The sequence below is a fragment of the Fictibacillus sp. 5RED26 genome (genome assembly GCF_015903895.1).
Taxonomy (GTDB): domain Bacteria; phylum Bacillota; class Bacilli; order Bacillales; family Fictibacillaceae; genus Fictibacillus; species Fictibacillus phosphorivorans.
Genome location: NZ_JACZDU010000006.1, coordinates 88,521 through 111,391, shown reverse-complemented (window position 1 = coordinate 111,391; position 22,871 = coordinate 88,521). Strand labels below are relative to the sequence as shown.

The 22,871-nt window shown below is 42.1% G+C and carries 24 protein-coding genes and 1 pseudogene; 11 read left to right on the top strand and 14 right to left on the bottom strand.

Features of this window, described 5'->3' with window-relative positions:
• Position 1: 1 nt before the first annotated feature.
• Positions 2-316, bottom strand: coding sequence for a hypothetical protein (locus IHV10_RS18505; RefSeq protein ID WP_197132919.1), 315 nt, complete (start codon positions 314-316; stop codon positions 2-4).
• 122 nt (positions 317-438) lie between these two features.
• On the opposite strand from IHV10_RS18505, the gene IHV10_RS18500 reads away from it, so the two are divergent.
• A complete protein-coding gene (locus IHV10_RS18500) occupies positions 439-1,422 on the top strand; it encodes a nuclease-related domain-containing protein (RefSeq protein WP_197132916.1) in 984 nt (327 codons plus the stop codon).
• A 157-nt stretch (positions 1,423-1,579) separates the two neighbouring features.
• On the opposite strand, the gene IHV10_RS18495 is transcribed toward IHV10_RS18500, so the two are convergent.
• The 3 genes and pseudogenes from IHV10_RS18495 to proC form a co-directional block, all read right to left on the bottom strand.
• On the bottom strand, positions 1,580-2,671 hold the full coding sequence (locus IHV10_RS18495) for a fatty acid desaturase family protein (protein ID WP_197132913.1): 1,092 nt from the start codon (positions 2,669-2,671) through the stop codon (positions 1,580-1,582).
• Between the two features lie 213 nt (positions 2,672-2,884).
• A pseudogene (locus tag IHV10_RS18490) lies at positions 2,885-3,955 on the bottom strand (DEAD/DEAH box helicase); the annotation flags it as partial.
• On the bottom strand, positions 3,956-4,765 hold the full coding sequence (gene proC / locus IHV10_RS18485) for a pyrroline-5-carboxylate reductase (RefSeq protein WP_197132907.1): 810 nt from the start codon (positions 4,763-4,765) through the stop codon (positions 3,956-3,958). It lies immediately after the preceding pseudogene.
• A 113-nt stretch (positions 4,766-4,878) separates the two neighbouring features.
• Here proC and IHV10_RS18480 point away from each other — a divergent pair, with 113 nt between their 5' ends.
• The 6 genes from IHV10_RS18480 to ade all read left to right on the top strand — a co-directional run bounded on the left by IHV10_RS18480 (position 4,879) and on the right by ade (position 9,842).
• Positions 4,879-5,346, top strand: coding sequence for a hypothetical protein (locus tag IHV10_RS18480; protein ID WP_197132904.1), 468 nt, complete (start codon positions 4,879-4,881; stop codon positions 5,344-5,346).
• A 22-nt stretch (positions 5,347-5,368) separates the two neighbouring features.
• Positions 5,369-6,763 carry a dipeptidase gene (locus IHV10_RS18475; protein ID WP_197132901.1) on the top strand — a complete coding sequence of 465 codons (1,395 nt, stop codon included), beginning with the start codon at positions 5,369-5,371 and terminating at the stop codon, positions 6,761-6,763.
• Between the two features lie 362 nt (positions 6,764-7,125).
• Positions 7,126-7,623, top strand: coding sequence for a hypothetical protein (locus IHV10_RS18470; RefSeq protein ID WP_197132899.1), 498 nt, complete (start codon positions 7,126-7,128; stop codon positions 7,621-7,623).
• Between the two features lie 11 nt (positions 7,624-7,634).
• Positions 7,635-7,811, top strand: coding sequence for a hypothetical protein (locus IHV10_RS18465; RefSeq protein WP_171005587.1), 177 nt, complete (start codon positions 7,635-7,637; stop codon positions 7,809-7,811).
• Entirely contained in the window at positions 7,811-8,005 is a 195-nt protein-coding gene (locus IHV10_RS18460; RefSeq protein WP_066399319.1) for a YwbE family protein, read from the top strand. Before IHV10_RS18465 ends, IHV10_RS18460 begins: the two co-directional genes overlap by 1 nt.
• Positions 8,006-8,105: 100 nt before the next feature.
• On the top strand, positions 8,106-9,842 hold the full coding sequence (gene ade, locus IHV10_RS18455) for an adenine deaminase (protein WP_197132897.1): 1,737 nt from the start codon (positions 8,106-8,108) through the stop codon (positions 9,840-9,842).
• A gap of 3 nt (positions 9,843-9,845) precedes the next feature.
• On the opposite strand, the gene IHV10_RS18450 is transcribed toward ade, so the two are convergent.
• The 5 genes from IHV10_RS18450 to IHV10_RS18430 all read right to left on the bottom strand — a co-directional run bounded on the left by IHV10_RS18450 (position 9,846) and on the right by IHV10_RS18430 (position 13,348).
• Positions 9,846-10,475: a response regulator transcription factor gene (locus IHV10_RS18450; protein WP_197132895.1), complete on the bottom strand. Its 630-nt coding sequence runs from the start codon at positions 10,473-10,475 to the stop codon at positions 9,846-9,848.
• The gene (locus IHV10_RS18445) at positions 10,450-11,511 is read right to left on the bottom strand and encodes a sensor histidine kinase (protein WP_197132893.1); all 1,062 of its coding nucleotides are present in this window, start codon (positions 11,509-11,511) and stop codon (positions 10,450-10,452) included. The genes IHV10_RS18450 and IHV10_RS18445 overlap by 26 nt, the downstream gene beginning before the upstream one ends.
• On the bottom strand, positions 11,508-12,239 hold the full coding sequence (gene liaF, locus IHV10_RS18440; RefSeq protein WP_197132891.1) for a cell wall-active antibiotics response protein LiaF: 732 nt from the start codon (positions 12,237-12,239) through the stop codon (positions 11,508-11,510). The genes IHV10_RS18445 and liaF overlap by 4 nt, the downstream gene beginning before the upstream one ends.
• 87 nt (positions 12,240-12,326) lie before the next feature.
• Complete coding sequence (locus IHV10_RS18435) at positions 12,327-12,971, bottom strand: PspA/IM30 family protein (RefSeq protein ID WP_231619619.1); 645 nt, start codon at positions 12,969-12,971, stop codon at positions 12,327-12,329.
• Between the two features lie 29 nt (positions 12,972-13,000).
• Positions 13,001-13,348, bottom strand: coding sequence for a flagellar basal body rod protein (locus tag IHV10_RS18430; RefSeq protein ID WP_197132889.1), 348 nt, complete (start codon positions 13,346-13,348; stop codon positions 13,001-13,003).
• Between the two features lie 265 nt (positions 13,349-13,613).
• On the opposite strand from IHV10_RS18430, the gene IHV10_RS18425 reads away from it, so the two are divergent.
• Entirely contained in the window at positions 13,614-14,294 is a 681-nt protein-coding gene (locus tag IHV10_RS18425; protein WP_197132887.1) for a carbonate dehydratase, read from the top strand.
• Between the two features lie 107 nt (positions 14,295-14,401).
• Here IHV10_RS18425 and IHV10_RS18420 read toward each other — a convergent pair whose 3' ends face one another.
• Positions 14,402-14,872 (bottom strand): NUDIX hydrolase, encoded by a 471-nt coding sequence (locus IHV10_RS18420; protein WP_197132885.1) that lies wholly within the window; start codon positions 14,870-14,872, stop codon positions 14,402-14,404.
• 116 nt (positions 14,873-14,988) lie between these two features.
• Here IHV10_RS18420 and IHV10_RS18415 point away from each other — a divergent pair, with 116 nt between their 5' ends.
• Entirely contained in the window at positions 14,989-15,465 is a 477-nt protein-coding gene (locus tag IHV10_RS18415) for a glutathione peroxidase (RefSeq protein ID WP_197132883.1), read from the top strand.
• 49 nt (positions 15,466-15,514) lie between these two features.
• Here IHV10_RS18415 and IHV10_RS18410 read toward each other — a convergent pair whose 3' ends face one another.
• Together IHV10_RS18410 and IHV10_RS18405 are read right to left on the bottom strand one after the other, a co-directional pair.
• Positions 15,515-16,894: a YjiH family protein gene (locus IHV10_RS18410; RefSeq protein WP_231619618.1), complete on the bottom strand. Its 1,380-nt coding sequence runs from the start codon at positions 16,892-16,894 to the stop codon at positions 15,515-15,517.
• Positions 16,895-17,034: 140 nt separating this feature from the next.
• Complete coding sequence (locus IHV10_RS18405) at positions 17,035-17,727, bottom strand: pseudouridine synthase (RefSeq protein ID WP_197132880.1); 693 nt, start codon at positions 17,725-17,727, stop codon at positions 17,035-17,037.
• Positions 17,728-17,976: 249 nt separating this feature from the next.
• Here IHV10_RS18405 and IHV10_RS18400 point away from each other — a divergent pair, with 249 nt between their 5' ends.
• A complete protein-coding gene (locus IHV10_RS18400; protein ID WP_197132877.1) occupies positions 17,977-19,128 on the top strand; it encodes a GNAT family N-acetyltransferase in 1,152 nt (383 codons plus the stop codon).
• 464 nt (positions 19,129-19,592) lie between these two features.
• Positions 19,593-19,784, top strand: coding sequence for a DUF4025 domain-containing protein (locus IHV10_RS18395; protein ID WP_197132874.1), 192 nt, complete (start codon positions 19,593-19,595; stop codon positions 19,782-19,784).
• 32 nt (positions 19,785-19,816) lie between these two features.
• Here the strand turns inward: IHV10_RS18395 and IHV10_RS18390 are convergent, their stop codons facing one another.
• The gene (locus IHV10_RS18390) at positions 19,817-20,476 is read right to left on the bottom strand and encodes a glycosyltransferase (RefSeq protein ID WP_197132871.1); all 660 of its coding nucleotides are present in this window, start codon (positions 20,474-20,476) and stop codon (positions 19,817-19,819) included.
• Between the two features lie 111 nt (positions 20,477-20,587).
• On the bottom strand, positions 20,588-22,627 hold the full coding sequence (locus IHV10_RS18385) for a catalase (protein ID WP_197132868.1): 2,040 nt from the start codon (positions 22,625-22,627) through the stop codon (positions 20,588-20,590).
• Between the last annotated feature and the right edge of the window lie 244 nt (positions 22,628-22,871).

Below are 22,871 nucleotides of genomic sequence, written 5' to 3'. Positions count from 1 at the left end.
TTTAATGTGATAACCTTTTTTCAAACCGAATAAAGGAATACAGTCGCAGAAGTACAATCAATGTACCCACGATTGTTAAAACAGGCGATAAATTCGTGAATAACGGTAACCACGCTAAAACAAACGCAACAAGCGCTGTTAAATTTCCTGAAAATCCATTGATCGGCTGAGTTCCTACAAGACCCGCCCCTCGTAAGGAATTTTCATAACACGATCTATGATACGGTCGCAACTTAAAAAAGGCCCATACCGTACGCAGCTCTTCCCTCTCTTTAATCGGCATCAAACAGCTATCACAGTTTAGTTCTTTTTTCATCATTTCTTCTCCTTCAGCAGCAAATCACTCACCCTCTATTCTACCAATCCTTCGATCAATCCTATAGCGTTTTAAAGGATATTTTGTGTGATAAGAAGAATTTTAAATTGAGGAGTGATGCTATGATAAAAAAGATAAGGTTGAAGCCAGTCTATATGAACAAGCTTCAGCTCTTGATGAACCGTTTAGAAGATGATCTTGTTAAACAGAATCTTGAATTAGAAATCGGCAAGATGACGGCCGGTTTTCGCGGTGAAGACTCTATCAACTATTTTTTGAACATGCTTCCGAACCAGAAAGAATGCCACGTTCTGCACGACCTCCGAATTCCCCATGAATCTACTTTTTTCCAAATCGACACGCTCATTCTTAATCCTACGTACATGCTTATTATTGAAGTGAAGAACATCTCCGGAAACCTTTTCTTCGATCATACCTTCAATCAACTAATACGCACAAAAAACGGTATAGAAGAACCCTTTCAAGATCCTATCGCACAAGTTGAACGCCAAAAATACCAGCTTGAACATTGGATGAGTAAAAATAAATTCCCCTCCGTTCCGATCGAGGCTCTCGTGGTTATGACTAATTCTCAATCTGTCTTAAAAACGAACGATGAGTCTAGCCGCATATCGAAAAAAGTGATTCATAGCGTCCAATTGCTAGACCGGATCCGGCAACTACAACGAAAGTATAAACAGCATGTGATTGTTGCTGGAGATATAATGAACAAGATTACTCGCCGGTTAATCAAGGAACACACCCCACGGGATGTGAATGTAATGGAGCGGTATAGAATTAGTAAGGAGATGATTATTAAAGGGGTGCAGTGTGAGGGGTGTTTGGGTTTCGAGATGAAAAAAGGCTATCGAACCTGGAATTGTCCGCATTGTTCACATACTAGCAAGAATCCTCACATAAGAGCGCTCAAAGATTACTCCCTCTTCATCCAAACTACGATAACCAACCAGCAAGCTCGTGATTTTCTGAAGCTTTCTTCTATTTCGGTAGCATCCAAGCTCTTAGTATCTATGAAATTGCCTTATACAGGTGTAACTAGAGGAAGAACGTATGATTTAAGCTCCCTAAATGACCTTCAGGAATAGAAATCTGTCCGATTGAGTTATGAATCTGTCCAATCTTGAGTATAATCTGTCCAATTCGAGCAATAATCTGTCCAATCTTGCATATAATCTGTCCAATTCAGCAATTAATCTGTCCAATCTCAAAACTCACTCCCACCCAAACAAAAAAACACCCAAATTAATGGATGCTTTTCGATGTGCGGCTCACTGGTTTTCGTTCCCGCTTCTTCTCTTCCACAGTTTCCGTCTCATTCATCCCATGCCCAAGTGAAGGATACAGGTTACCAGGTGCTGGATCTACAAACTGAGTCTGATTAAAGTACACGTGCGGCGTCTTCCATAGTGCAACAAGTGCTTTCCAGTGCGGCATCTCGTGATAGCGCTCTGGCCACATTTCTTTAATGTGCTTTTTCACGAGCGGGTAATATTTTGGACTCATACCAGGGAACAAATGATGCTCCGTATGGTAAGAGAAGTTAAAATGAATCACGTCGATCCATTTTGGAACAGTAACCGTTAAGCTGTTCGCTAACGGATCGTTCACGTCTGTCATTGGGTTCAAGCGGTGATTGGTTGAAATATAGCTCATTACAATTGCGTTTGCGATCAATAACGGTAGCAAGACCGCAAAGAACCATTTAACGGGTCCTAGCCACGCCAACAATCCTAGCCACATCGCCCACGGCAATAGCAGTTGAATCCACACTGAAGGTCGTTTACTTGGTTTGAACTCTGTAATAAACCGTTTGAACATGAAAAGTCCATGCAGCGTAAACGAAACAGACAAGAAAGCAAAGCTTACGATCGAACGCATCCACATCGGGAGCTTGTACACTTTTTGTAGCAATGGTTTGTGAGACAAGTTCTCTAATGTTGGCCACGCATCCGGGTCTTTCCCATCATGCTGTGTGTGAACGTGGTGTGTCGTGTTGTGCCACTTACGCCAGAGCTTAGGTCCAACACTTAACGGCCAGAAAGCTACTGCTCCTAAAAAGTCACGAAGCCACGGCTTTCGGATAACTGTGCCGTGCAGGATCTCATGGCCTAAAAAGCCCATACCCGCAAAACACGTTCCTAGAATAACTGCGATTCCAATCCCTAACCAAGGGTGTAAATTATTTAATAACCCGATAACTAAAATACCGGCGATTACGATCAATAGATAGACTAGTCCTCCCCATAACCGGGATGGGACTGGCTTAAAGGCTTCTTTCGGCAGCTTTGGAGCGATCTTTGCTGCATACCAGCCAAACGATTGTAAATCTTTCATTTGCTCAACTCCTCTAATCTGACTCTTTCGAATTCTCGTACAATACAATCGTAACAAGGTTTGTTTTATGAAGCAACTATTTTTGTTACCTGGTAATAATAGTTGGTATTATATACCCACAAAAAAGGAGCCATCCAAAAGGATAGCCCACTTTCTAAAGATATAATCTTACATATATTCAAGTTTTAAAACATTCAACTTTTGATCCGTCTCTCGCTCGATAATCTGCAGCAAACGACGGTCTTTTTGCGCAACGAACGTAACCGCCAGTCCTTTTCCACCAGCACGCCCCGTTCTTCCAATTCGATGAATGTAGCTTTCGGCATCGAGCGCGATGTCATAATTAAAAACGTGCGTGACTCCATCAACATCAAGTCCACGTGCCGCCACATCCGTTGCCACAAGGTATTGAATCTCCCCTTCACGGAAACGTCGCATCACGTCTTCTCTTTTCGCTTGAGAAAGATCACCATGCAGTTCATCAGAATTGTATCCCATATTTTGCAGAGCTTCGTTCAACTTGCTTGCTCTTCTTTTCGTTCGGCAAAAAATGATCGCTAGATAAGGACGTAGCAGTCTGATTGTTTGAACAAGGTCGTTCTGCTTCCCACGATCCGTTGTTTCCACGATTCGCTGCCGGATTTCCTTTAATGTAATCTGTTTCGTTTTCACATGGATATCTTGAGGATCGTTTGTATACATTTCAGCTAGCTTTTTCACTTCATCAGGCATCGTCGCTGAAAAAAGTAACGTTTGACGATCCTCAGGCACCTCATACATGATGTCTTCAATGTCATCTAAAAATCCGATATGAAGCATCTGATCCGCTTCATCTAACACGAACGTTGAAACATGAGATAAGTCGATCGTCTCTCGGCGAATATGATCGAGCAGTCTTCCAGGTGTTGCGACAACCACATGAACCTTGCTCTCTAGCTTATGCATCTGCGCGATCACGTCCTGCCCACCGTAAACAGCGAGCACGTTAATCTCACCGAGAGCTTCTGTAAGTTTACGAACTTCTGCAGTGATCTGAATGGCAAGCTCGCGCGTCGGGGCAACGATCAACCCTTGAACCGCATCCCGTTCAGCATCAACTTTTTGCAGAAGAGGAAGCACGAAAGCAAGCGTCTTCCCCGTCCCCGTTTGAGCTTGTCCCACAACATCTTTACCTTCTAAGATGATAGGAATCGTTTCCTTTTGAATAGGCGTAGGTTCACCGATTCCGTTTTGAAGCAAAATATCTATAAATTCATCATGAATACCTAATTCCTTAAAGCCCATCTATTTTTTCCCCAATTTCTTTACTTTTTCTGTGCAGCTTTCCATCGCGGCTAATACTGCACCACGAAAGCGTTCTTGCTCGAGTGTTGCGACCGCCGCAATCGTTGCTCCACCTGGAGACGTTACTTGATCTTTTAACTCGCCAGGATGCTTTCCTGTTTCAAGCACCATCTGCGCTGCTCCTAAAACCGCTTGTGCGGCTAAACGATAAGATTGATCGCGTGACAAGCCTTGTACGACGCCTCCGTCTGCCATCGCCTCAATCATCATGTACACGTAAGCTGGAGATGAGCCGCTGATCGCAGGAATCGCATCCATCTGAGATTCCACGATCACCTCTACTTTACCGAAGCTTCCCAACAACTTCTCAATCGTCTCTAAGTCTTCATCCGTTATCTCATCATTTACAGAAACAGCCGTCATACCTGCTCCGACAAGTGATGGCGTGTTCGGCATCGTTCGTACCACTTTCACTCGTTTGCCGAAAGCGTGCTCCACGTCTTCCGTTGTAATCCCAGCTGCAATCGTTACGATGATCGCATCAGATTTTACAAATTCCTTTACCTCTTTAATCACTTCAAAATAAGAATATGGCGCTACCGCAAGAAACAGCACGTCAGCTCCTTTTGCAACGTCACTATTAGAAGAAAACGTGTGAATACCATATTGTTTCTCGACATACAGTCTTGTCTTTTCCGTTCGCATGCTCGCAATGATCTGATCAGGACTGATCAAACCTGAACTAATCATACCTCCCGCCATCGCCTGCGCCATCTTTCCAAACCCGATAAAACCTATTTTTTTCTCCATACTCTATGCACTTCTTTCTATCTTTTATAAAGGGAAATGTTCATTTATACAGAATACTCATACCGATAGCTTTACCTTTAGTAAACCACAAATACATAAGGTGTGTGAAATGGATGGAGAAGTTAACTCTCAAAGAATGGCATCGCAAACAGGCTGTAGATACTTTCAACAAAACGTGGGACTTGATCGAAAAGAAAGACCGCACGAAGGAAGATGACTTAGAAATGATACATACCGCCCACGCCTCGCGCTTTCATTGGGGACAAATCGGAGAACCTCTCCACTTTGCTCGTGGAGAATGGCAGCTATCAAGAGTGTATGCCATTCTAAACATGAGCGAGTCAGCAATGTTCCACGGGAAACAATCTCTTGAACTCTGTTTAGAACACAACATAACCGATTTTGACCTTGCTTTCGCTTATGAGGCTGTTTCTCGTGCTTATTCAGTAAAAAATGATGAAAGAAGTATGCAAGAATATTATGATCTTGCACAGCGAGCTGGCCAACAGATACTGAAAAAAGAAGATAAAGAATATTTCATTTCCGAGCTGAACTCCATTAAACTAAGAAGTAGAGCATAACGTACATAAGGAGGATTTTGATATGACTGAAAAAATCGTAAACTATTTAAAAGAAAACCGTGATACGCATCTAAAAGAATTAACAGACTGGCTTGCTGTTCCAAGTGTAAGTGCACTGCCTGAGCACAAAGAAGATGTTCGAAAAGGGGCGGAATGGATCGCAGATAGCCTGACGAATGCCGGAATGGACAACGTAAAAATCTATGAAACAGACGGACACCCTGTTGTTTATGGAGACTGGTTAAAAGCAGAAGGCAAACCGACCGTACTCGTATATGGCCATTACGATGTACAACCAGTTGATCCGATCGAGCTATGGGAATCCCCTCCTTATGAAGCTACCATCCGCGATAACAAACTGTACGCGCGCGGAGCATCAGATGACAAAGGTCAAACGTTCATGCACGTAAAAGTACTACAGGCCATACTAAAATCAGAAGGTACGCTGCCTCTTAACTTCAAATTCTGTATTGAAGGTGAAGAAGAGATCGGCAGTCCAAGTCTTCCAAAGTTCATTGAGGAAAATAAAGACTTACTAGCAGCAGACGTTATCGTCATTTCAGATACGGGCATGCTAGACCGCGGAAAGCCAGCAATCTGTTACGGCCTTCGTGGCATGTGTGCGATGCAAGTGGATGTGACGGGACCAAATAGTGATCTGCATTCCGGTCTATATGGCGGAGCTGTTCAGAACCCGCTGCACGCGATTACCGAGCTTCTTCAATCATTCCGTGATGAAAACGGCCGTATTTTAGTAGATGGCTTTTATGATAATGTCCAAGAACTAACAGAAGAAGAAAGAGAAGCGTTCCGTGCTCTTCCTCTAACAGAAGAAGCGCTTAAAAACCAGCTTGGTGTTACCGAGCTTACAGGTGAAGAAGGTTACTCTCACATCGAACGTACTTGGGCACGCCCAACATTAGAGTTAAACGGCGTGTGGGGAGGCTTTCAAGGAGAAGGAATCAAGACTGTTATCCCTGCAAAAGCACACGCAAAGATCAGCTGCCGACTCGTACCGAACCAAGAGCCAGATGAGATCATTGAAAAAGTAAAAGCACACATTGAAAAGCATAAGCCAGCTGGCATTGATGTGAAAGTTACCCTTTTTGATAAAGGAGCTCCATACGTAACGCCGTTCGATCACCCAGCCATCCAAGCGGCAGCACGTTCTTATGAAAAAGTGTACGGTGTACCAACTGCATTCACACGTGGTGGCGGATCGATCCCAATCGTAGCAACGTTCGATCAAATGCTGAACATCCCAGTCGTATTAATGGGCTTCGGACTATCAACAGAAAACTTCCATGCACCAAACGAGCACTTCCATCTCGAAAACTTCGACAAAGGCATGGAAACACTGGCAGACTATTGGTTCGAACTCGAAAAATCCATCCAAAAAGAAACAACAACACGCTAAAGCAGAAGAAGCTGACAGGAAAGTTACTTAGGTAACCTCTCTTTGTCGGCTTTTCTTGTTTTATATATTTTGTATGAGTGGTTGAAAGGATCTGGAAATGTCCTTTAATTTTTCTGACACCCTTGCAAAGTTGATTGTAGTGTAAGGTGCAAGACTCCTGCGGGACAGGTGGGCAGGTGAGACACTTAAACGTGAAACGTTCGAATGGGGCTCACCGCCTGCCCCGCGGAAAGCGAAGCACCTGAAACGGAGATCGACTCCCCCAACCACAACACAGAATTTCCCACAAGAGACCTTTTCGTTTTCACCTCTCAGTATGATATAATCAACCAATCACAACAAAGAAACGGAGAGTATAAACCATGCTTTCATTTGAAGATAAAATTGCTTTAATCGAAGAAAACTTCCCAGAGCTCGACATGCACGAGGTATCCCTTGGCCGCTTAAACTTCCACTTCGAGGAAAGTGTACAAGACAAGAAAATCGTCGTGTACCACCTTCACCCGAACGGAAACGGCTTCGTTTATGGCGGACACCTGCCACAGAGCGTAAAAAACGACAAAGGCTATGTGAACATCCGTGACTACGAAGCAGAAGAACTAATCGCTCTGATCCAAGAATCTATGGAGTTTCTATCGAAAAAACATGGTTGGCAGCAGCCAAAGAAAGATCGTTCTGATAAAGAAGAAGAACGTAAAGAAGAACACTGGTACAGCCACAGCCACGAGGAAATTCGCCTCGTAGGAGAAGATGGCATGTGGTTCATCTTTGATGAAGATGATGCACTAGAAGCTGCATTCGAAACATATGCAGAAGCAGAAGGTTATTTAAAAGAAGCAGATTTTAAAAAGAAAAAATAGAGGTGACTAAGATGGCTGAGGAGAAAAAGAAATTAAGCTTTCAAGAAATCGCGAAGCAGCGCTTAGCTGAAAAGAAAGCACAGCAATCAGGCGGATCATTTAGCAAGGGGCCAGTGAAAGTGGCGAACCAGCTAAAAAACCAGCAAACCAAAAAAGCAAACAACCAGGCACGGAGAACAGGTGTTTAATGCATCGTAAGCGAGCAAATATCACCCCTGGTCTTCCTGTGAACGTAATCTTAAAAGCAGATCAGCGTTCTGGCAAGAAAACTAAAGGTATTGTAAAAGATATCTTAACGAACTCACCTACACATCCACACGGCATTAAAGTACGCCTTGAAGACGGTCAAGTTGGACGAGTTATTGACATATTGAATGCCTAACACAAAAACGGTCACCTCCTCGGGACCGTTTTTTCTGTACATGGAATACATTGGATATCCGTATACTAGTTGATAGATTTTTTTTAAAGGAGTTCACTTCATGAACATAGATGCTCTAAAAAAACGAATTGATGTTAGTACAAAAAGAATTCCAGCAGATGTTGTAATAAAAAACGGAAAAATCATTGATGTGTTTAATCTTCGAGTTATGGAAGGCGATGTTGCGATCGTTGATGGCTATATTGCCGGTATTGGGGAGTACGAAGGACTTGAAATCATTAATGCAACGGGCAAATTTATATCGCCTGCCTTCATTGACGGCCATGTTCACATCGAGTCATCTATGGTGACGCCGGCAGAGTTCAGCAAAGTGCTGCTCGCCCATGGTGTTACAACGGTCATAACGGATCCTCATGAGATTGGCAACGTTTCTGGAGCTGATGGGATCTCTTTTATGTTGGATCAGTCTGAAGGGCTTCCTCTGGACGTACGAGTGATGCTTCCTTCATCAGTTCCTGCAACTCCTTTTGAGAATGCAGGTGCTGTCTTAAAAGCATCTGACCTTGAACCTTTTTTAGCTCATCCACGTGTCCTCGGTTTAGCTGAAGTGATGGATTTTCCTGCTGTTTTTAGAGGGGATGAGGATATGCTTCAAAAAATCGTTGCTACAGCTGATCAAAACGGAATGATCGACGGTCACGCGGCAGGTTTAGACGCTAATGGCATCAACGTCTATCGCTCCTCACTGATTACGACGGACCACGAATGTACAACAAAGGATGAAGCATTAGATCGGATCTCTCGAGGGATGCACGTGCTTATACGCGAAGGATCTGTAGCCAAAAATTTAAAAGTACTTATAAAAGCTGTAACTCCGAATAACGCTCGTCGCTTTTTATTTTGTACAGATGATAAGCACCTGGATGATTTGGTAGCAGAAGGAAGCGTAGATCATAACGTGAGGCTCGCAATTCAAGAAGGTATGGATTCTCTTCAAGCCATTCAACTCGCAACCTTGAACGCAGCTGAATGTTACGGTTTAAAAGAAAAAGGTGCTGTCGCTCCAGGTTACAAAGCAGACTTACTTTTGCTTGATGATCTAGATTCTATTGTCATTTCTAAAGTTTTGGTAGAAGGAAAACAGGTTGCGGAGGATGGGAAATACAACGGAGCAGCATTTAAAAGTTCAGAGCCTCCAGCCTCTTTAACACAGTCAGTAAATATGACGAAGATAGATTCCGAAAAGCTAGCTATTTCAATTACAAACGGTAAGCCCATGCATGTGATTGAAATCATACCGAATCAGATCGTAACCAAAAAGAAGATGGTAGCCGCAACAGCAGAAAACAACAGATTCGTACCCTCTACCACCAACGATTTATTGAAGATGGCTGTGATCGAACGTCACAACAAGACCGAAAACATTGGGCTAGGCGTGGTAAAAGGCATTCTTATCCAAAACGGTGCGATCGCTTCAACTGTTGCACATGATTCACATAATCTAGTCGTTGCCGGAACAAATGATGAGGATATGTTGGTCGCGATCGAGGCGATACGCGAGATGCAAGGTGGCTATGTAATCGTGAAGGACGGAGCAGTGCTCGCATCTGTCCCGCTTCCGATCTCAGGGTTGATGTCAGACAGACCATTTACAGAAGTCAATCAACAGATCATCCACTTAAAAGAAAAATTAAAGGAGATTGGATTCAACGGGGATTTTGATCCGTTCCTGACCCTATCCTTCTTAACTCTTCCTGTAATTCCAGAGATAAAGCTTACAGACCTAGGTCTCTTTGATTTCAAAACCTTTCAGCATATCTCTGTGCAGGCAGAATAAGCGTTACACGAGTGAGTGGTTGAACGCATAGATAACAGCTTGCGTACGATCTTGTACATCCAGCTTGCTCAATATATTACTCACATGTACTTTGACTGTTTTTAATGCGATGAACAGATCATCAGCAATCTCTTGGTTCGTCTTCCCTTTCGTCATCAATAAAAGGATCTCCATCTCGCGCGCAGTCAGCTCTTCATGTGGCTCGCGCGTCTGTTTTTTCCGCATCTTGCTCATCATCTTCCCTGTTACTTCCGGTTCAAGAACGGATTTCCCATGATACGTATCGCGAACAGCTTGAGCGATATCACTCGCTTTTGACGTTTTTAACATATAACTAGAAGCCCCCGCCTCGAGTGCCGGATATACCTTTTCATCATCAAGAAAACTTGTTACCACAATGATTTTCGCTTCTGGCCATGCCGATGTGATCTCTCTTGTTGCTTCAATCCCGTCCATCTCATCCATAACAAGATCCATTAAGATGATATCCGGTTTCAGCGCTAGTGCCTTCTCAATCGCTACTTTTCCGTTCTCTGCTTCTGCCGTTACTTCGATATCAGGCTGTGCAGAAAGGTAAGCCGAAACCCCGATACGCACCATCTCATGATCATCCACTAATAATACTTTGATCATTGCTGTCATCTCCCGCTTTTAAAATAGGTACTTTCACTTCAAGCCGCGTTCCTTCGCCTGGCAAACTCACAATCTTAAGTGTTCCTCCAATTTCTGCTGCCCGTTCATGCATGTTCTGCAGACCGTAAGAACCTGTTTTTTCCTGATCCATCTTAAAGCCAACACCATCATCTTCAATGCGAAGGATAATCAGATCGTCTCTTTGGACCAGTAAGATTTGAGCTTTATTGGCCTGTGCGTGCCTTAAGATGTTAGACACCGATTCTTGAAGAATACGAAACAGGTGATCTTCGACTCCTTTAGCAAGAGGAATCGTTTCAATCTTCCATTTCAGTTCGATCGGCACTTTTTGCAGAAGCTCCTGTAAAAGCTCTTCCATTCCCTTCTGCAATGATTTTCCGTTTAATGCAGCAGGACGAAGGTGCAGCAGAAGTGCTCTCATCTCCAGCTGTGTCTGATGGATCGTTTCTTCAACAAGTTTTAACTGTTTGGTTTCACGAGTGTCTTCTTCTCTGCGCGTTTCATTTACAGCAGACATGATCATACTAGCAGCAAAAAGTTGCTGCGAAACAGAGTCATGAAGTTCCCTCGCCAAACGGTTTCTTTCTTGGGAAATAATCTCCTGTATTCGCTTCTCTTGATCGACCGCTTTTTCGGTAGCCATCTTTTGGGACTGACGAATCTTTTCCCCTAGCTGCTTTTGAATGCCTTCCATCCGCTTCGCTATCGTTCGCAACTCAAGACTGCTCACTTCTTTCATGTCTACTTGCCTACCGTCTTCAATCGATTTCAGTGTACGATTGATGGAGTTTAATTGTTTACGAGATGTGATGCCCGAATTCAAACCAAAGAACGCGCCCATGATGAATACTAAAAAAGGCAAGACGAAAGCAACAGGGATATCAAGCAAGTGTTTCTGTAATAAAAAATCCCAGTTATTGATCGGAAATATCGTGTAAACGATAGACCCTAGCACGATCGCTACAGCAAATGCAGCTACGATACCGGAGAACATATGGCGTAAAACAGTACTCATACCCGTTTCACCTCCAGACTTCCGGCAAACATACTTGTCACGATTTTAATTTTTTTATTCGCCTCTCCATACCCTTTCGTTCGATAAAAGAGCGTCTGGTTGAAAAGCTTAGATTCACTTCGGTCAAAAATCCTTGAATTCCCCATAATCATAGAATGGCTGACCGCCGCCTCCATCTCATAAGGAACATAGATCGTAATATTTCCGATCGTACCGCGAACCAGAATAACCGATTCCCCATCAGGTAAAATCGTTTGATTCAAGTCAATGATCGTATCACCAGGGCCACACTGGATGTTAATATCGTTCCATTCATACACATGCTCTGGGGTTTGCTGAGTGCCTAAAAGGATGTTTTTTAATAGCGTTTCTTTTTTGTATACATCATCTTGTGTCATAGTCGGAACCTGTTCGAACTGAGGCGTAACGAAAACAGGATTTTGTTTAGACTGATAAAATTCATAAATCACATAAATAACGAATGCTACTAGTAAGAGCTTAAAGGTGAACATGCTTAATACGTTCATGACAGCGATGAAAACACCGAGCCAGAACATAATTTTACCGGAGCGCCTCGGCATTCGTTTTCGTCCAAAAAACAGGAGTGCAGCACTAAACAAGAGAGAAAATAAGATTCCTCCTCCGTTTAAGGTAGCTTCTAATAACACCAAAACAACCGCTAGTAAAAGCCCCCAACTTATGAAATCACTTCTTTTCCGATTCAGCATCTGCACTCACTCACTTTCTGTCATAAACGAGGTAAAAGGCGCAGCAATTTGCGCCTTGTCTCTTATTTTATCGTATCACATACTGCCTTAAACGGTAGTAGATGATTCTTCCTTTTTCCAATCTTTTTCAAGTTTCGCTAGCTTCGCTTCCATCGAGCTTGCATGATAATCAGCGTTTACTTTCTGCTCAAGACGATCCATATAGCTTTCAAGCTCATCAAAACGGAATGCCGATTTTTTTATGGAGTGAGACGGATCGATCACACGGTCCATCTTCTGGTGAGCACGCGCTACATTCTCACGACCCATCAATTCCATGCGTTTGATCTGCATATCTTTGAGCTTATGTTTCATCTGCTCATATTTTTGCTCGAGCTCTACAAGATCTTTTTCTGATTGCAGCATAGATTCTTTTAAGTGGGCTGCTCGTAGTCCATGCTGTTCTTTTTCTTGAAGTGCGAATTGATACAGCTCTTGTTCGTTCGCTTGTTGAGCGATTTCAGCTTGATGAGCACGCTTCGCTGCTTTTGCCTCTGCTTCTTCCATCTCTCGTACGAACTGGTCTTTTAACAGCTGCTGACGCTCGACTAACTTACGTGCTTTATTGACTTCTAACTCACATTGTCTTAAATATTGATTCAGAAGAGATAACGGATTTTTTTCCTCTTTTTGATCTAAAAGCTCATGTACATCTGCCGAGATTGAGTTTTTGATGCGTTCAAATAAATTCATAATGATTCGCTCCTTTTTAGCGTTTGTTTTTAGCTATTTTTAAGTTTTGCCCATTCTCTTTCAAAATTGGTGAAAGGGTCATTACTGTCGTTCTCTTCTACCGATGCTGATTGATTCCATTTCTTATAAACCACGTAGAGAACATAGATCGCGACAGCACCTAATATCGCAGGCAGATTGCTAACGGACACACAAAGTCCTACGACCGATAGAGCACCCCACCAAAATTTCTTTCCTCCACTATTTGCAGCCATCGCCTTCTTAAATGCGTAATACATGACTGCCAGACCGATTCCAAGGCCAACCATCGGACCTAGATTTGCGATCAAAACGATTGCTGCAATTCCTCCAACTACAAGCAAGCCTAATTTTTTCATTTTGGCTTCCTCCTTTCGTATCTTTAGCTTACCTCCCTCAGCATTTTCTCAAAACTGGCCGTAGCTGTATCTTTACATAAGCCTCAAGGCGTAGTGGGGTCTGACCCCACACAAATACAAACACCCCACTTTGTACAAGTGGGGTGGACATAGACTATTATTTGCGCGGTAACATCACATAGGACGAGTACAATTGATTAGACGGGTTTCCACTTCTTTCTTCTCTGCATACGCTGAGAAGATAAAATGTAAGGGGTGGGTAGTTTTGAAACATAATGATTGCGGAGATGGCTTTCAACCGTTTGTTAGCCCTAATCCTAAGACGACATTTAATCCAATTCAGATCGCACCAACCATTGATCAAAGTTCATTTTTAAGTCCATTTACTAGCGTAATCGGTGATGTAAGAATACAAGAGAACGTATATGTCGCACCACTCGTGAGTATTCGGGCAGATGAAGGAACGCCATTTTATATCGGCTCTAATACCAACCTTCAGGATGGCGTCATTCTTCATGGTTTAACGAATCAATTCGTCAGAGTTGATGGCAGAAAGTATTCCATCTACATCGACAATGAAGTCTCTGTCGCACACGGCGCTCTCGTTCACGGGCCTTGTTTTATCGGAGAAAAAGTATTCGTAGGCTTTAAGGCGATCGTTTATAACGCTACTGTGGAGAAAGGGAGCTTTATTTCCTACAATGCCGTAGTGACGAACGGAGTGCGTATTCGAAAGAATCGTTTTGTCCCACCTGGAGCTTATATCGATTCTCAAAAGAAAGCTGACGCGCTCTCCCGCGTACCAACGGATGTAAAAGAGTTTGCACGTGGCGTACAGGTAGTCAATCAAGAGTTCCCTGCTGCTTATCATCTCTTATTCGGTGATTGTCGTTGCTCTTGTGGATTGGCTTACAACAATAACAGCAGTGAAGAAGAATCTGATTAAACAGGCGTAATAAAGAAAGGTAAGCAGCAAAACAGCTAAACACTCGTTAACCTCGCTACTTACCTTTTTCATTATTCTCGTACCTGTTGAGTTTGCATTATTACTCGTTATGATTGGTCTACTAAGAAATAATCCGGCTCAAAAGAACCTTCTATCAGCTTTTGCTTCACCACTTGGGGATGCAGCACATACTCATTCAAATCCTCTAATGATACCCATTTAAAAACAAGCCGATCTGCTTCTAACACGGTAAATTCTTCACCATCATGAAGTGGCAACGGGTTTTCAGCTGTGATCTTAAAATATAATCCAACCTCGTGTATCTCTTTTTCTGCATATGTAAAAAAGTTTTCAACTGTCCATAAGAAACCATCAACCGTCACGTTCAAATCCAGTTCTTCTCTCATCTCACGCTGCAAACTTGTCTGCGCATCTTCTCCAAGCTTCACCCGTCCACCTGGCAATGACCAGTTTGTCTCCGTTTTTGCTCGATGCATGAGGACTCGACCTTCTTTAATCATTACGGCAGCCACACGATAATTAAAAACTTGATGTTCCACATGAAACACTGCGTCCATTTTTATCTTCCCCCTTTTAAGCCAGCTCCTTATTTTACCACTTCGAGCATTTTTAGTGAAAGCCGTACCATTTACCGTTACACTAAAAAAAATACAAAAATAAGGAGCTTGAGAAAATGTCTGTATACGATTTTTCAGTTGAAACGATCAAAGGCGAGGAAACAAACCTAGACACTTACAAAGGCGATGTGCTCTTAATTGTAAATACAGCAAGTAAATGCGGTTTTACCCCTCAGTACAAAGGTCTTCAATCCATTTACGAAAGCCATAAAGAACAAGGATTATCCGTGCTTGGATTTCCATGTAACCAATTCGGAGCTCAAGAACCAGGATCAAGTGATGAGATCATGGAGTTCTGCGAGTTGAACTATGGCGTTAACTTTCCGATGTTCGCAAAAGTAGACGTAAACGGTGATGGAGCGCATCCCCTATTTAAATACTTAGCTGCCGAAGCACCAGGAATCTTGGGGTCTAAAGCGATCAAATGGAACTTCACAAAATTTTTAGTAGACCGAAACGGACAAGTTGTTAAGCGCTTTGCCCCAACGGACAAGCCTGAAACGATTGAAAAACATATACAAGAGCTTCTATAACACACAAAAATAGCTGCTTAGAGGAACATTCCTCTGAGCAGCTTTTCTTTTAAAACATAAGATGTGCCATTCCCACAACAATCGGAAGTGAGATGAAAGTACGTAAGAAAAAGATGATAACTAGTTCTTTAAAGTTAACAGGAATCTTAGAAGCTAATAGCAGACCGCCAACTTCAGACATATAGATCAATTGAATAACTGACATTGCCGCGATTACGAACCGAGTCAGCTCACTTTCAATACCTGCTCCAATGATAGAAGGAAGGAACATATCCGCAAATCCGATTACGATCGTCTGTGCTGCATCTGATGCATAAGGAACTTGCAGCAACTCTAAGATTGGTACAAAAGGTGCCCCAAGGTACGTGAAGAAAGGTGTGAACTCTGCGACCATCAATGCAGATGTTCCGATTGCCATTACGATCGGTACAACGCCCATCCACATATCAAGTACGTTTTGAATTCCTTCTTTCACTAACGGTGCAGCCTTTTTATTTTGATCAGCGCGTTCAACCGCCTTTTTAAGACCAAATCGAAAAGGTGTCTGACCTTCAGGAATCACTTCATCTGCCACGTTTTCTTTTGCGCCCTCATAATACGTATCAGGCTTTCTGGACAAAGGTGGGATGCGTGGGATAATAATCGCACAAATTAACCCTGCTAAAACGACCGTAAAATAATACGGAACAATCATATGAGCCAAATCTACTTGAGCAAGAACAACAATCGCGAATGTAATAGATACGACAGAAAATGTTGTACCGATTACAGCTGCCTCACGCTTCGTATAATATCCCTCTTCATACTGTTTGTTCGTTAATAGAACACCGATCGTTCCATCCCCAAGCCATGATGCTAAGCAATCGATAGAAGATCGCCCAGGCAGTTTGAAAACGGGACGCATCACCTTAACGAGCATAGCTCCACAAAGCTCTAACAAGCCGAAGTTGAATAACAAAGGTAAGAACAGTCCTGCAAATAAGAACACAGAAAACAATACAGGAATCAAATCAAAAAGCAGAAGCTGCCCTGTATTTTCGGACCATACCGCTTCCGGCCCAAGCTTGAACAACGTCATCACAGCAAAAATCAATCCTACTAAACGAATCAATTGCCATACGATATTCACATTGAACAATGTATTTAAAAACGGTTTATTTACGATTGCTTTAGGCTTAAACAAGAATGTTCCTAAAGATCCAATGACCGTAATCGCTATGATAGCCGTCATGATCTTCGGAATATGTGGACCTATTCCATCCTGCAACATCCCTGCTAAAATCGCTACAGGAATGGTAATTTCCCCATCATATGAGATAGGAATCATAAATAAAAATATTCCAACCAGTGATGGTACTATAAATTTCATTAATCGACTAGAACTTGTTTGTTTCATTTGATCATCAATCTGTTGTTTTGGTAAACCCATAATCTTATGCCTCTCTTCCTACGATGTAAAGCGCTTTCATACACTTTCCATTTCCAAGTATATGTTGATTCTACAATTTTCGCAATATTGTAAGAAATGCTAGTTTTTTTATAAAATACTAGTGTTTCTTTCCTTTTTCACTAAATCTCTAAACCTTTTTTTAGGTCACTAAGCTCGTCATCCCTTAAGTACCGCCACTTCCCAGTTTCCAATGCATGAAGGTGTATATTCATAATGCGTATACGCTCTAATTTCTCTACTTCGTATCCTAGCGTTTTACACATACGTCGAATCTGCCTGTTTAATCCTTGGGTAAGCGTGATTCTAAAAACAAACTTGCTTACAAGCTCTGTTTTCGCAGGTTTGGTTACAGCATTTAAGATGAGAACACCTTGAGCCATTTTTTGAAGAAACAATTCGGTAACAGGTTGATCGACTGTCACTTCATATTCTTTCTCATGACCATAATCAGATTGTGAAATCCGATTTGCCAGCTCTCCATCATTCGTTAATAGAATCAAACCTTGGGAGGCTTTATCTAACCTACCAACAGCAAAAACACGCTCCGACATATCGATATATTCTAGAATGTTTCCATCAATATCAGGATTTGATGTGGTCGTGACTCCAACTGGTTTGTTAAAAGCGAGGTAGATTGCTGACGCTTTTTGAGGAATTACTTTACCATCAATAAGGACAGTATCCATCTCATGTACAAAACTATCTTTATTTGCAATCTCACCATTTATAGAAATCCGGCCACTCTTCAATAGCCGATTCGTCTCTCTTCTAGAACAAAAACCCGTTAAACTTATATATTTATGAATGCGCATGCTGATCCTCGCTTATACGTTGTGATTATGCACAACAGTTTATAATTATAACTCCAAATGAATATAATTTCGATAGTTTTTATAAATATCCATTATTTTTCACTTCTATATACATACTAACATTTTTATTTACTGCGATTTATTGATGCTCTTAGTGTTAAAAACAAAGACCAAAAATTTTTTCATCGAAATTCTTTTCAACCCTCTTATCTAACTTGTACTATGAAGGAGGAAAGGGAAGTCATCAAAATGGAACGTAGAGTATTGTCAGAAACAGAATTTGAAAAATCCATACAGCTTTCTCAATATGCTTTTCAGTACATCGTAAAGAAAGAGGATCTGCCAAAACGTTATGAAATGATGAAAAGACAAGAAATTTGGGGAGAGTTTGAAAACGAAGAGCTTATTTCTAAACTTCACATTCATTCTCTAGAAATCTCTATTGAAAACCAGCGCTTTTCAATGGGTGGAATTGCAGGTGTAGCTACATGGCCAGAGCATCGCAGAAAAGGGTCAGTCACCCGCCTATTACAACAAGCGCTTATTAGGATGAAAGAAAATGGCCAAAGTATCAGCTTTCTGCATCCTTTCAATATTCAATTCTATCGTCGGTTCGGCTGGGAGCTTACTGCCTCATTGAACAAATATACACTAAATAAGAGCGATCTCGTCCGTTATGAAGATGTTTCTGGAACGATTTCCAGGTTATCTGAAGAAGACGGAAATGACTTACTGAATACGGTTTATGAAGGGTGGTTCCATTCATACAATCATCTGCTTGTGCGCTCAGACTATTGGTGGAACAATCATGTGTTCACAGAAGGCTACAACCGTATCCTGTATAAGGATGAAAACGGAGTACCAAAGGGATATTTATGCTGCAAGGTAGCAGATAAATTGCTTGATGTTCAAGAGTTTATCTATGTAAACGATGATGCGCGTCGAGCTTTATGGAATTTTATCTGTCAGCATGATTCGATGGTGGACAAGGTAAAGATAGTAGCGCCATCCGATGATCAGCTTCCGTTTTTACTGAACAATCCACGGATTCACCAAGAGCACTATCCATACTTCATGGCACGAATTGTAGATGTTGAAAGCTTTTTAAAGCAATATCCGTTTAAAAACATGGAAGGTAGACTTATTCTATCCATAACGGATGAAAAAGCTGAATGGAACAACGGTACGTTCACTATCGATGAAGATGGTGTTACAAGAGATTCAAAAACGGGAGCAGAAGCATTAGTTATGGATGTACAAACGTTAGCAGCAGCTCTTTTAGGCTCACAAAAGCCCCCGTTTTTATTTTCATGCGGCAAAATCAAAGGAAAACAAGAAGACGTTGAACGTTTTGAAAAAATTATTACAAACAAGCCCGCAGCTTTCCTTGATTTCTTTTAATAGGTTACTGCTAAAAGTCAGTAGCTTATAAATGTTTTTTCTAATCTTTTGCAAGTTGATTGTAGCATAAGGTTGCCGACTCCTACGGGACGAGCGGTCAGGTGGAGACTCCTAATGGCGCAACGCGGCAGTCCGAAAAGTGGAAGTGACTCGTTCAGCCCCGACAAGCAAAAGGGAAATGGGCTTGGAAGGCGCACTTTGCCTTCTTGACCGTTTACCTTTTGACCTCGAGGGGCTAGTCACTGCAACTAGACAGGAGGCTCACCGTTCGCCCCGTGGAAAGCGTGCAACCTGGAGCGGAAATCAACCACTTTCAAGGACTAAAATATACGCTTAAGCAGCCTCGTCAAAAACAAGCCTTATCCCTCATTGGATAAGGCTTATTTTAATTCAGCATGTTTCAGGGAAAACTGAGGGGGAAAAGGATAAGTAGACCCTTTTTCTAAAATAGGAGGTATTCATTCATGAGCGACAAGACAGATAAACAAAAACAATCCGAGGACATCGCAGAGAAAAACTTTGAACTCGACAAGAAAAACAAATCAAAAACAGATAAGGAATTAGAAACCGTTCACGAGCAGATCAACGATACGTTCAATCAAGGTGCCATTGATCAAAAAGAGATCAATAAAAAGGACAAAAACAAGGATAAATAGCGAAAAGCCTCTCAATCTCGAGAGGCTTTTTCTTATGACGTTCTAAAGGAGTCTGGAAACTGCTTCATGATACCATTCGTTATTTCATCGGCAAACATCACCATATGATTTTTGTTCTTATCAAAGATCACGATCTCGCCAGCATAATCTTTTTTAAGCCTTGCTGCAGCTTCGTCTGTCACATATTTTAGATGTGTGTATAGCATTTCTTTTACTTGTTGTTCTGACCAGTTTGGATTCGCTTTACTCATGAATTTAGCGATATCATCAGCGTTTCGATACCTATCTTTATTGATTTTAGCTGCTTTCGCCGTATCGCCCTTTTTCACCGCATCTACTAACTGCCCCGCGATGACAATATGCTCTGTTAATAATTTCCCGAGTTCGTTCCCGGCTTTATCTCCGTAATAGGGCTTGATGGAGTTACCGATATCGGTTTGATTCTGCAACAGTCTCTTTAATACAGCGTCTTGATCCTTAGCTCCTTCAGTCGCGCTAACAATGTAGGATCTCGTCCAATAAACATGGTCTTTCCACAGCCTTCTTTGCAAAGAATACAAATCAATCGCGTTCTGGCTATAACACGGCCCTTGAACTCTTTGCTTTGATTTGGCTTCTGCTATTAATGGTGTTGTAAAAATAGGAACCGTTATTGCAAGCACCATAATCATACTTAGCATTTTTTTATACATATGAACTCTCCTTCATGTTTGATTCATATGTAGTTTGTATCGTTGCCATTTTTTCATTCTTAGAACATTAAAAAAGAACAGTGAACACGTTGCCCACTGTTCTTTAAATCCTTATACTTGGCGATTCCAATGTCGATGTACGGAAATAGCTTCAGTAAAGTTTTTTACAAACTCATCTTTTCCTTCACCACTTACAACACCCGGTTCTCCAGCTAGTTCTGCTTCTTTTAGCCACTGAAGACCTTCATGAGTACCACCAATCGGTTTAAAATGCGCGAAGGCTTCATTAACGAAGTGCAAGGCATTCTTCTTAAACGTAGCACCATCACTTCCACCTACCACATAAATAGCATCAAAGATAACGGAAGTCCCCGTTAAGAACGTATGCATGACCTCTAGCTCAGACCCATCATCCGCCGTTCGTTTTCCTAACTTATCACTGATACATTCACCTTGAATACCGCTGCTCTTTAAAGATTGCAGGATTTCTGCTACTTCACCACTCACAGTTGACCCAACAATAACCCCTACTTTTCTTGTTTTTGGGCTTTTAACCGTATTCAGCTGGCTTAGAGCAGGTGAAGACTTCGTTACGGAAGATTCTTCTCCTTGTGGAGGTACAGCATCAATTGCTTCGGCAAAAGCAGTCGCAAGCTCCAAGTTCACGTTTGCAAACATATCAACGACTTGCTGTTGAACCGATTTACTTTTCACTTTACCGAGTTCAAAGCTAAAAGCATTCTTTAGATGCTGTTTTTCCGGCTCGCTCATACTGTTCCAGAAAAGTGTGGCTTGAGAGAAGTGATCTTTAAAGCTCTCGCTTCGGCCTCTGATCTTTCTTCCGTCCACTTTCTCTTGATAATGAACATATCCGCCTTCTGCTTCTGGAGTAGGTGAAGGTGTGTTCGCTGCAAGTGAATTCTTATGATAGCTCACTTGCCCTCTGTTGATCGTCTGTCGTGATATTCCATCACGCTGATTGTTATGAAACGGACAAACAGGTCGATTGATCGGAAGCTCGTGGAAGTTCGGTCCCCCAAGACGAGATAGTTGTGTATCTGTATAGGAGAATAAGCGTCCTTGTAGAAGAGGATCGTTTGAAAAATCGATTCCAGGTACAACATGACCAGGATGAAAAGCGACCTGCTCCGTTTCGGCAAACACGTTATCCACGTTTCGGTTCAATGTCATCTTGCCGACAAGTTTTACCGGCACATCTTCTTCGGGCCACAATTTCGTCGGATCTAAGATATCAAAATCAAAGTTAAATTCATCTTCTTCTGCAATAATTTGAAGTCCTAGTTCATACTCAGGGTAATCCCCATTTTCAATGGATTCCCAAAGGTCTCTGCGGTGAAAATCCGGATCTTTCCCGGAGATCTTTTGCGCCTCATCCCACACGAGAGAATGTGTGCCTAAGACTGGCTTCCAGTGGAACTTCACAAAATGTGCTTTTCCTTCGTCGTTCACAAGTCTGAACGTATGGACGCCGAACCCTTCCATCATACGAAAGCTTCGTGGAATTGCTCGGTCTGACATTGCCCACATCACCATATGAGCTGATTCTTGGTTGTTGGCTACAAAGTCCCAAAACGTATCATGCGCGCTTGCTGCTTGCGGCATCTCGTTATGAGGTTCAGGTTTTAACGCATGAACCAGATCGGGGAACTTGATCGCATCTTGTATGAAGAATACAGGAATATTGTTTCCGACAAGATCGTAGTTTCCTTCTTCTGTATAAAACTTTGTTGCAAAACCGCGCGCGTCACGCACCGTTTCAGCAGATCCACGTGAACCAGCTACGGTCGAAAAACGTACGAACGTTGGTGTTTTTTTAGAGGTGTCATTTAAGAAATCCGCTTTTGTAAATTCTCCTAAAGACTCATATAATTCAAACTCACCATGAGCCGCGAACCCACGAGCATGTACGATTCGCTCTGGAATTCTTTCATGATCAAAGTGAGTCATTTTTTCCCGAAAATGAAAATCTTCCATAAGTGTTGGACCACGTTCTCCCGCTTTTAGCGAGAACTCGTCTTCAGCAACTTTTAACCCTTGATTGGTCGTTAATTTTTTGCCTTTGTCATCTGCACGATACTGTTCCAGCTGTTCGTTCTTGCTGTTGCCGTTCACTTTATTCTGATCGCTCATATAACTAATCCTCTCTTTATGTATTTTCACATCACAAAGAGACCTTTCCCTACCTGTGTTGGAAGCAAACTGATATTTTATAAAAGTTCTACTCCTTTAAAATCAAAATAGTTACTGTTTCGTGTACCGAAACTGATCGTTTCATATACCTAGATGGGTATTATTTTATTTCAATCCAGAAGTTTAGCGACCCAATCCAGAAATTTCGGCTGTTTATCCACGAGATTAGTCGCTCAATCCAAAA

Coding starts and splice junctions, on each gene's coding strand:
- IHV10_RS18435 (WP_231619619.1), bottom strand. CDS start 12,971: ATGAATTTATTTGAACGCATCAAAAACTCAATCTCGGCAGATGTACAT.
- IHV10_RS18430 (WP_197132889.1), bottom strand. CDS start 13,348: ATGAAAAAATTAGGCTTGCTTGTAGTTGGAGGAATTGCAGCAATCGTT.
- IHV10_RS18495 (WP_197132913.1), bottom strand. CDS start 2,671: ATGAAAGATTTACAATCGTTTGGCTGGTATGCAGCAAAGATCGCTCCA.
- ade (WP_197132897.1), top strand. CDS start 8,106: ATGAACATAGATGCTCTAAAAAAACGAATTGATGTTAGTACAAAAAGA.
- IHV10_RS18500 (WP_197132916.1), top strand. CDS start 439: ATGATAAAAAAGATAAGGTTGAAGCCAGTCTATATGAACAAGCTTCAG.
- IHV10_RS18460 (WP_066399319.1), top strand. CDS start 7,811: ATGCATCGTAAGCGAGCAAATATCACCCCTGGTCTTCCTGTGAACGTA.
- IHV10_RS18390 (WP_197132871.1), bottom strand. CDS start 20,476: ATGTATAAAAAAATGCTAAGTATGATTATGGTGCTTGCAATAACGGTT.
- IHV10_RS18480 (WP_197132904.1), top strand. CDS start 4,879: ATGGAGAAGTTAACTCTCAAAGAATGGCATCGCAAACAGGCTGTAGAT.
- proC (WP_197132907.1), bottom strand. CDS start 4,765: ATGGAGAAAAAAATAGGTTTTATCGGGTTTGGAAAGATGGCGCAGGCG.
- IHV10_RS18410 (WP_231619618.1), bottom strand. CDS start 16,894: ATGGGTTTACCAAAACAACAGATTGATGATCAAATGAAACAAACAAGT.
- IHV10_RS18400 (WP_197132877.1), top strand. CDS start 17,977: ATGGAACGTAGAGTATTGTCAGAAACAGAATTTGAAAAATCCATACAG.
- IHV10_RS18445 (WP_197132893.1), bottom strand. CDS start 11,511: ATGAGTACTGTTTTACGCCATATGTTCTCCGGTATCGTAGCTGCATTT.
- IHV10_RS18420 (WP_197132885.1), bottom strand. CDS start 14,872: ATGGACGCAGTGTTTCATGTGGAACATCAAGTTTTTAATTATCGTGTG.
- IHV10_RS18405 (WP_197132880.1), bottom strand. CDS start 17,727: ATGCGCATTCATAAATATATAAGTTTAACGGGTTTTTGTTCTAGAAGA.
- IHV10_RS18505 (WP_197132919.1), bottom strand. CDS start 316: ATGAAAAAAGAACTAAACTGTGATAGCTGTTTGATGCCGATTAAAGAG.
- IHV10_RS18395 (WP_197132874.1), top strand. CDS start 19,593: ATGAGCGACAAGACAGATAAACAAAAACAATCCGAGGACATCGCAGAG.
- IHV10_RS18415 (WP_197132883.1), top strand. CDS start 14,989: ATGTCTGTATACGATTTTTCAGTTGAAACGATCAAAGGCGAGGAAACA.
- liaF (WP_197132891.1), bottom strand. CDS start 12,239: ATGCTGAATCGGAAAAGAAGTGATTTCATAAGTTGGGGGCTTTTACTA.
- IHV10_RS18385 (WP_197132868.1), bottom strand. CDS start 22,627: ATGAGCGATCAGAATAAAGTGAACGGCAACAGCAAGAACGAACAGCTG.
- IHV10_RS18470 (WP_197132899.1), top strand. CDS start 7,126: ATGCTTTCATTTGAAGATAAAATTGCTTTAATCGAAGAAAACTTCCCA.
- IHV10_RS18450 (WP_197132895.1), bottom strand. CDS start 10,475: ATGATCAAAGTATTATTAGTGGATGATCATGAGATGGTGCGTATCGGG.
- IHV10_RS18465 (WP_171005587.1), top strand. CDS start 7,635: ATGGCTGAGGAGAAAAAGAAATTAAGCTTTCAAGAAATCGCGAAGCAG.
- IHV10_RS18475 (WP_197132901.1), top strand. CDS start 5,369: ATGACTGAAAAAATCGTAAACTATTTAAAAGAAAACCGTGATACGCAT.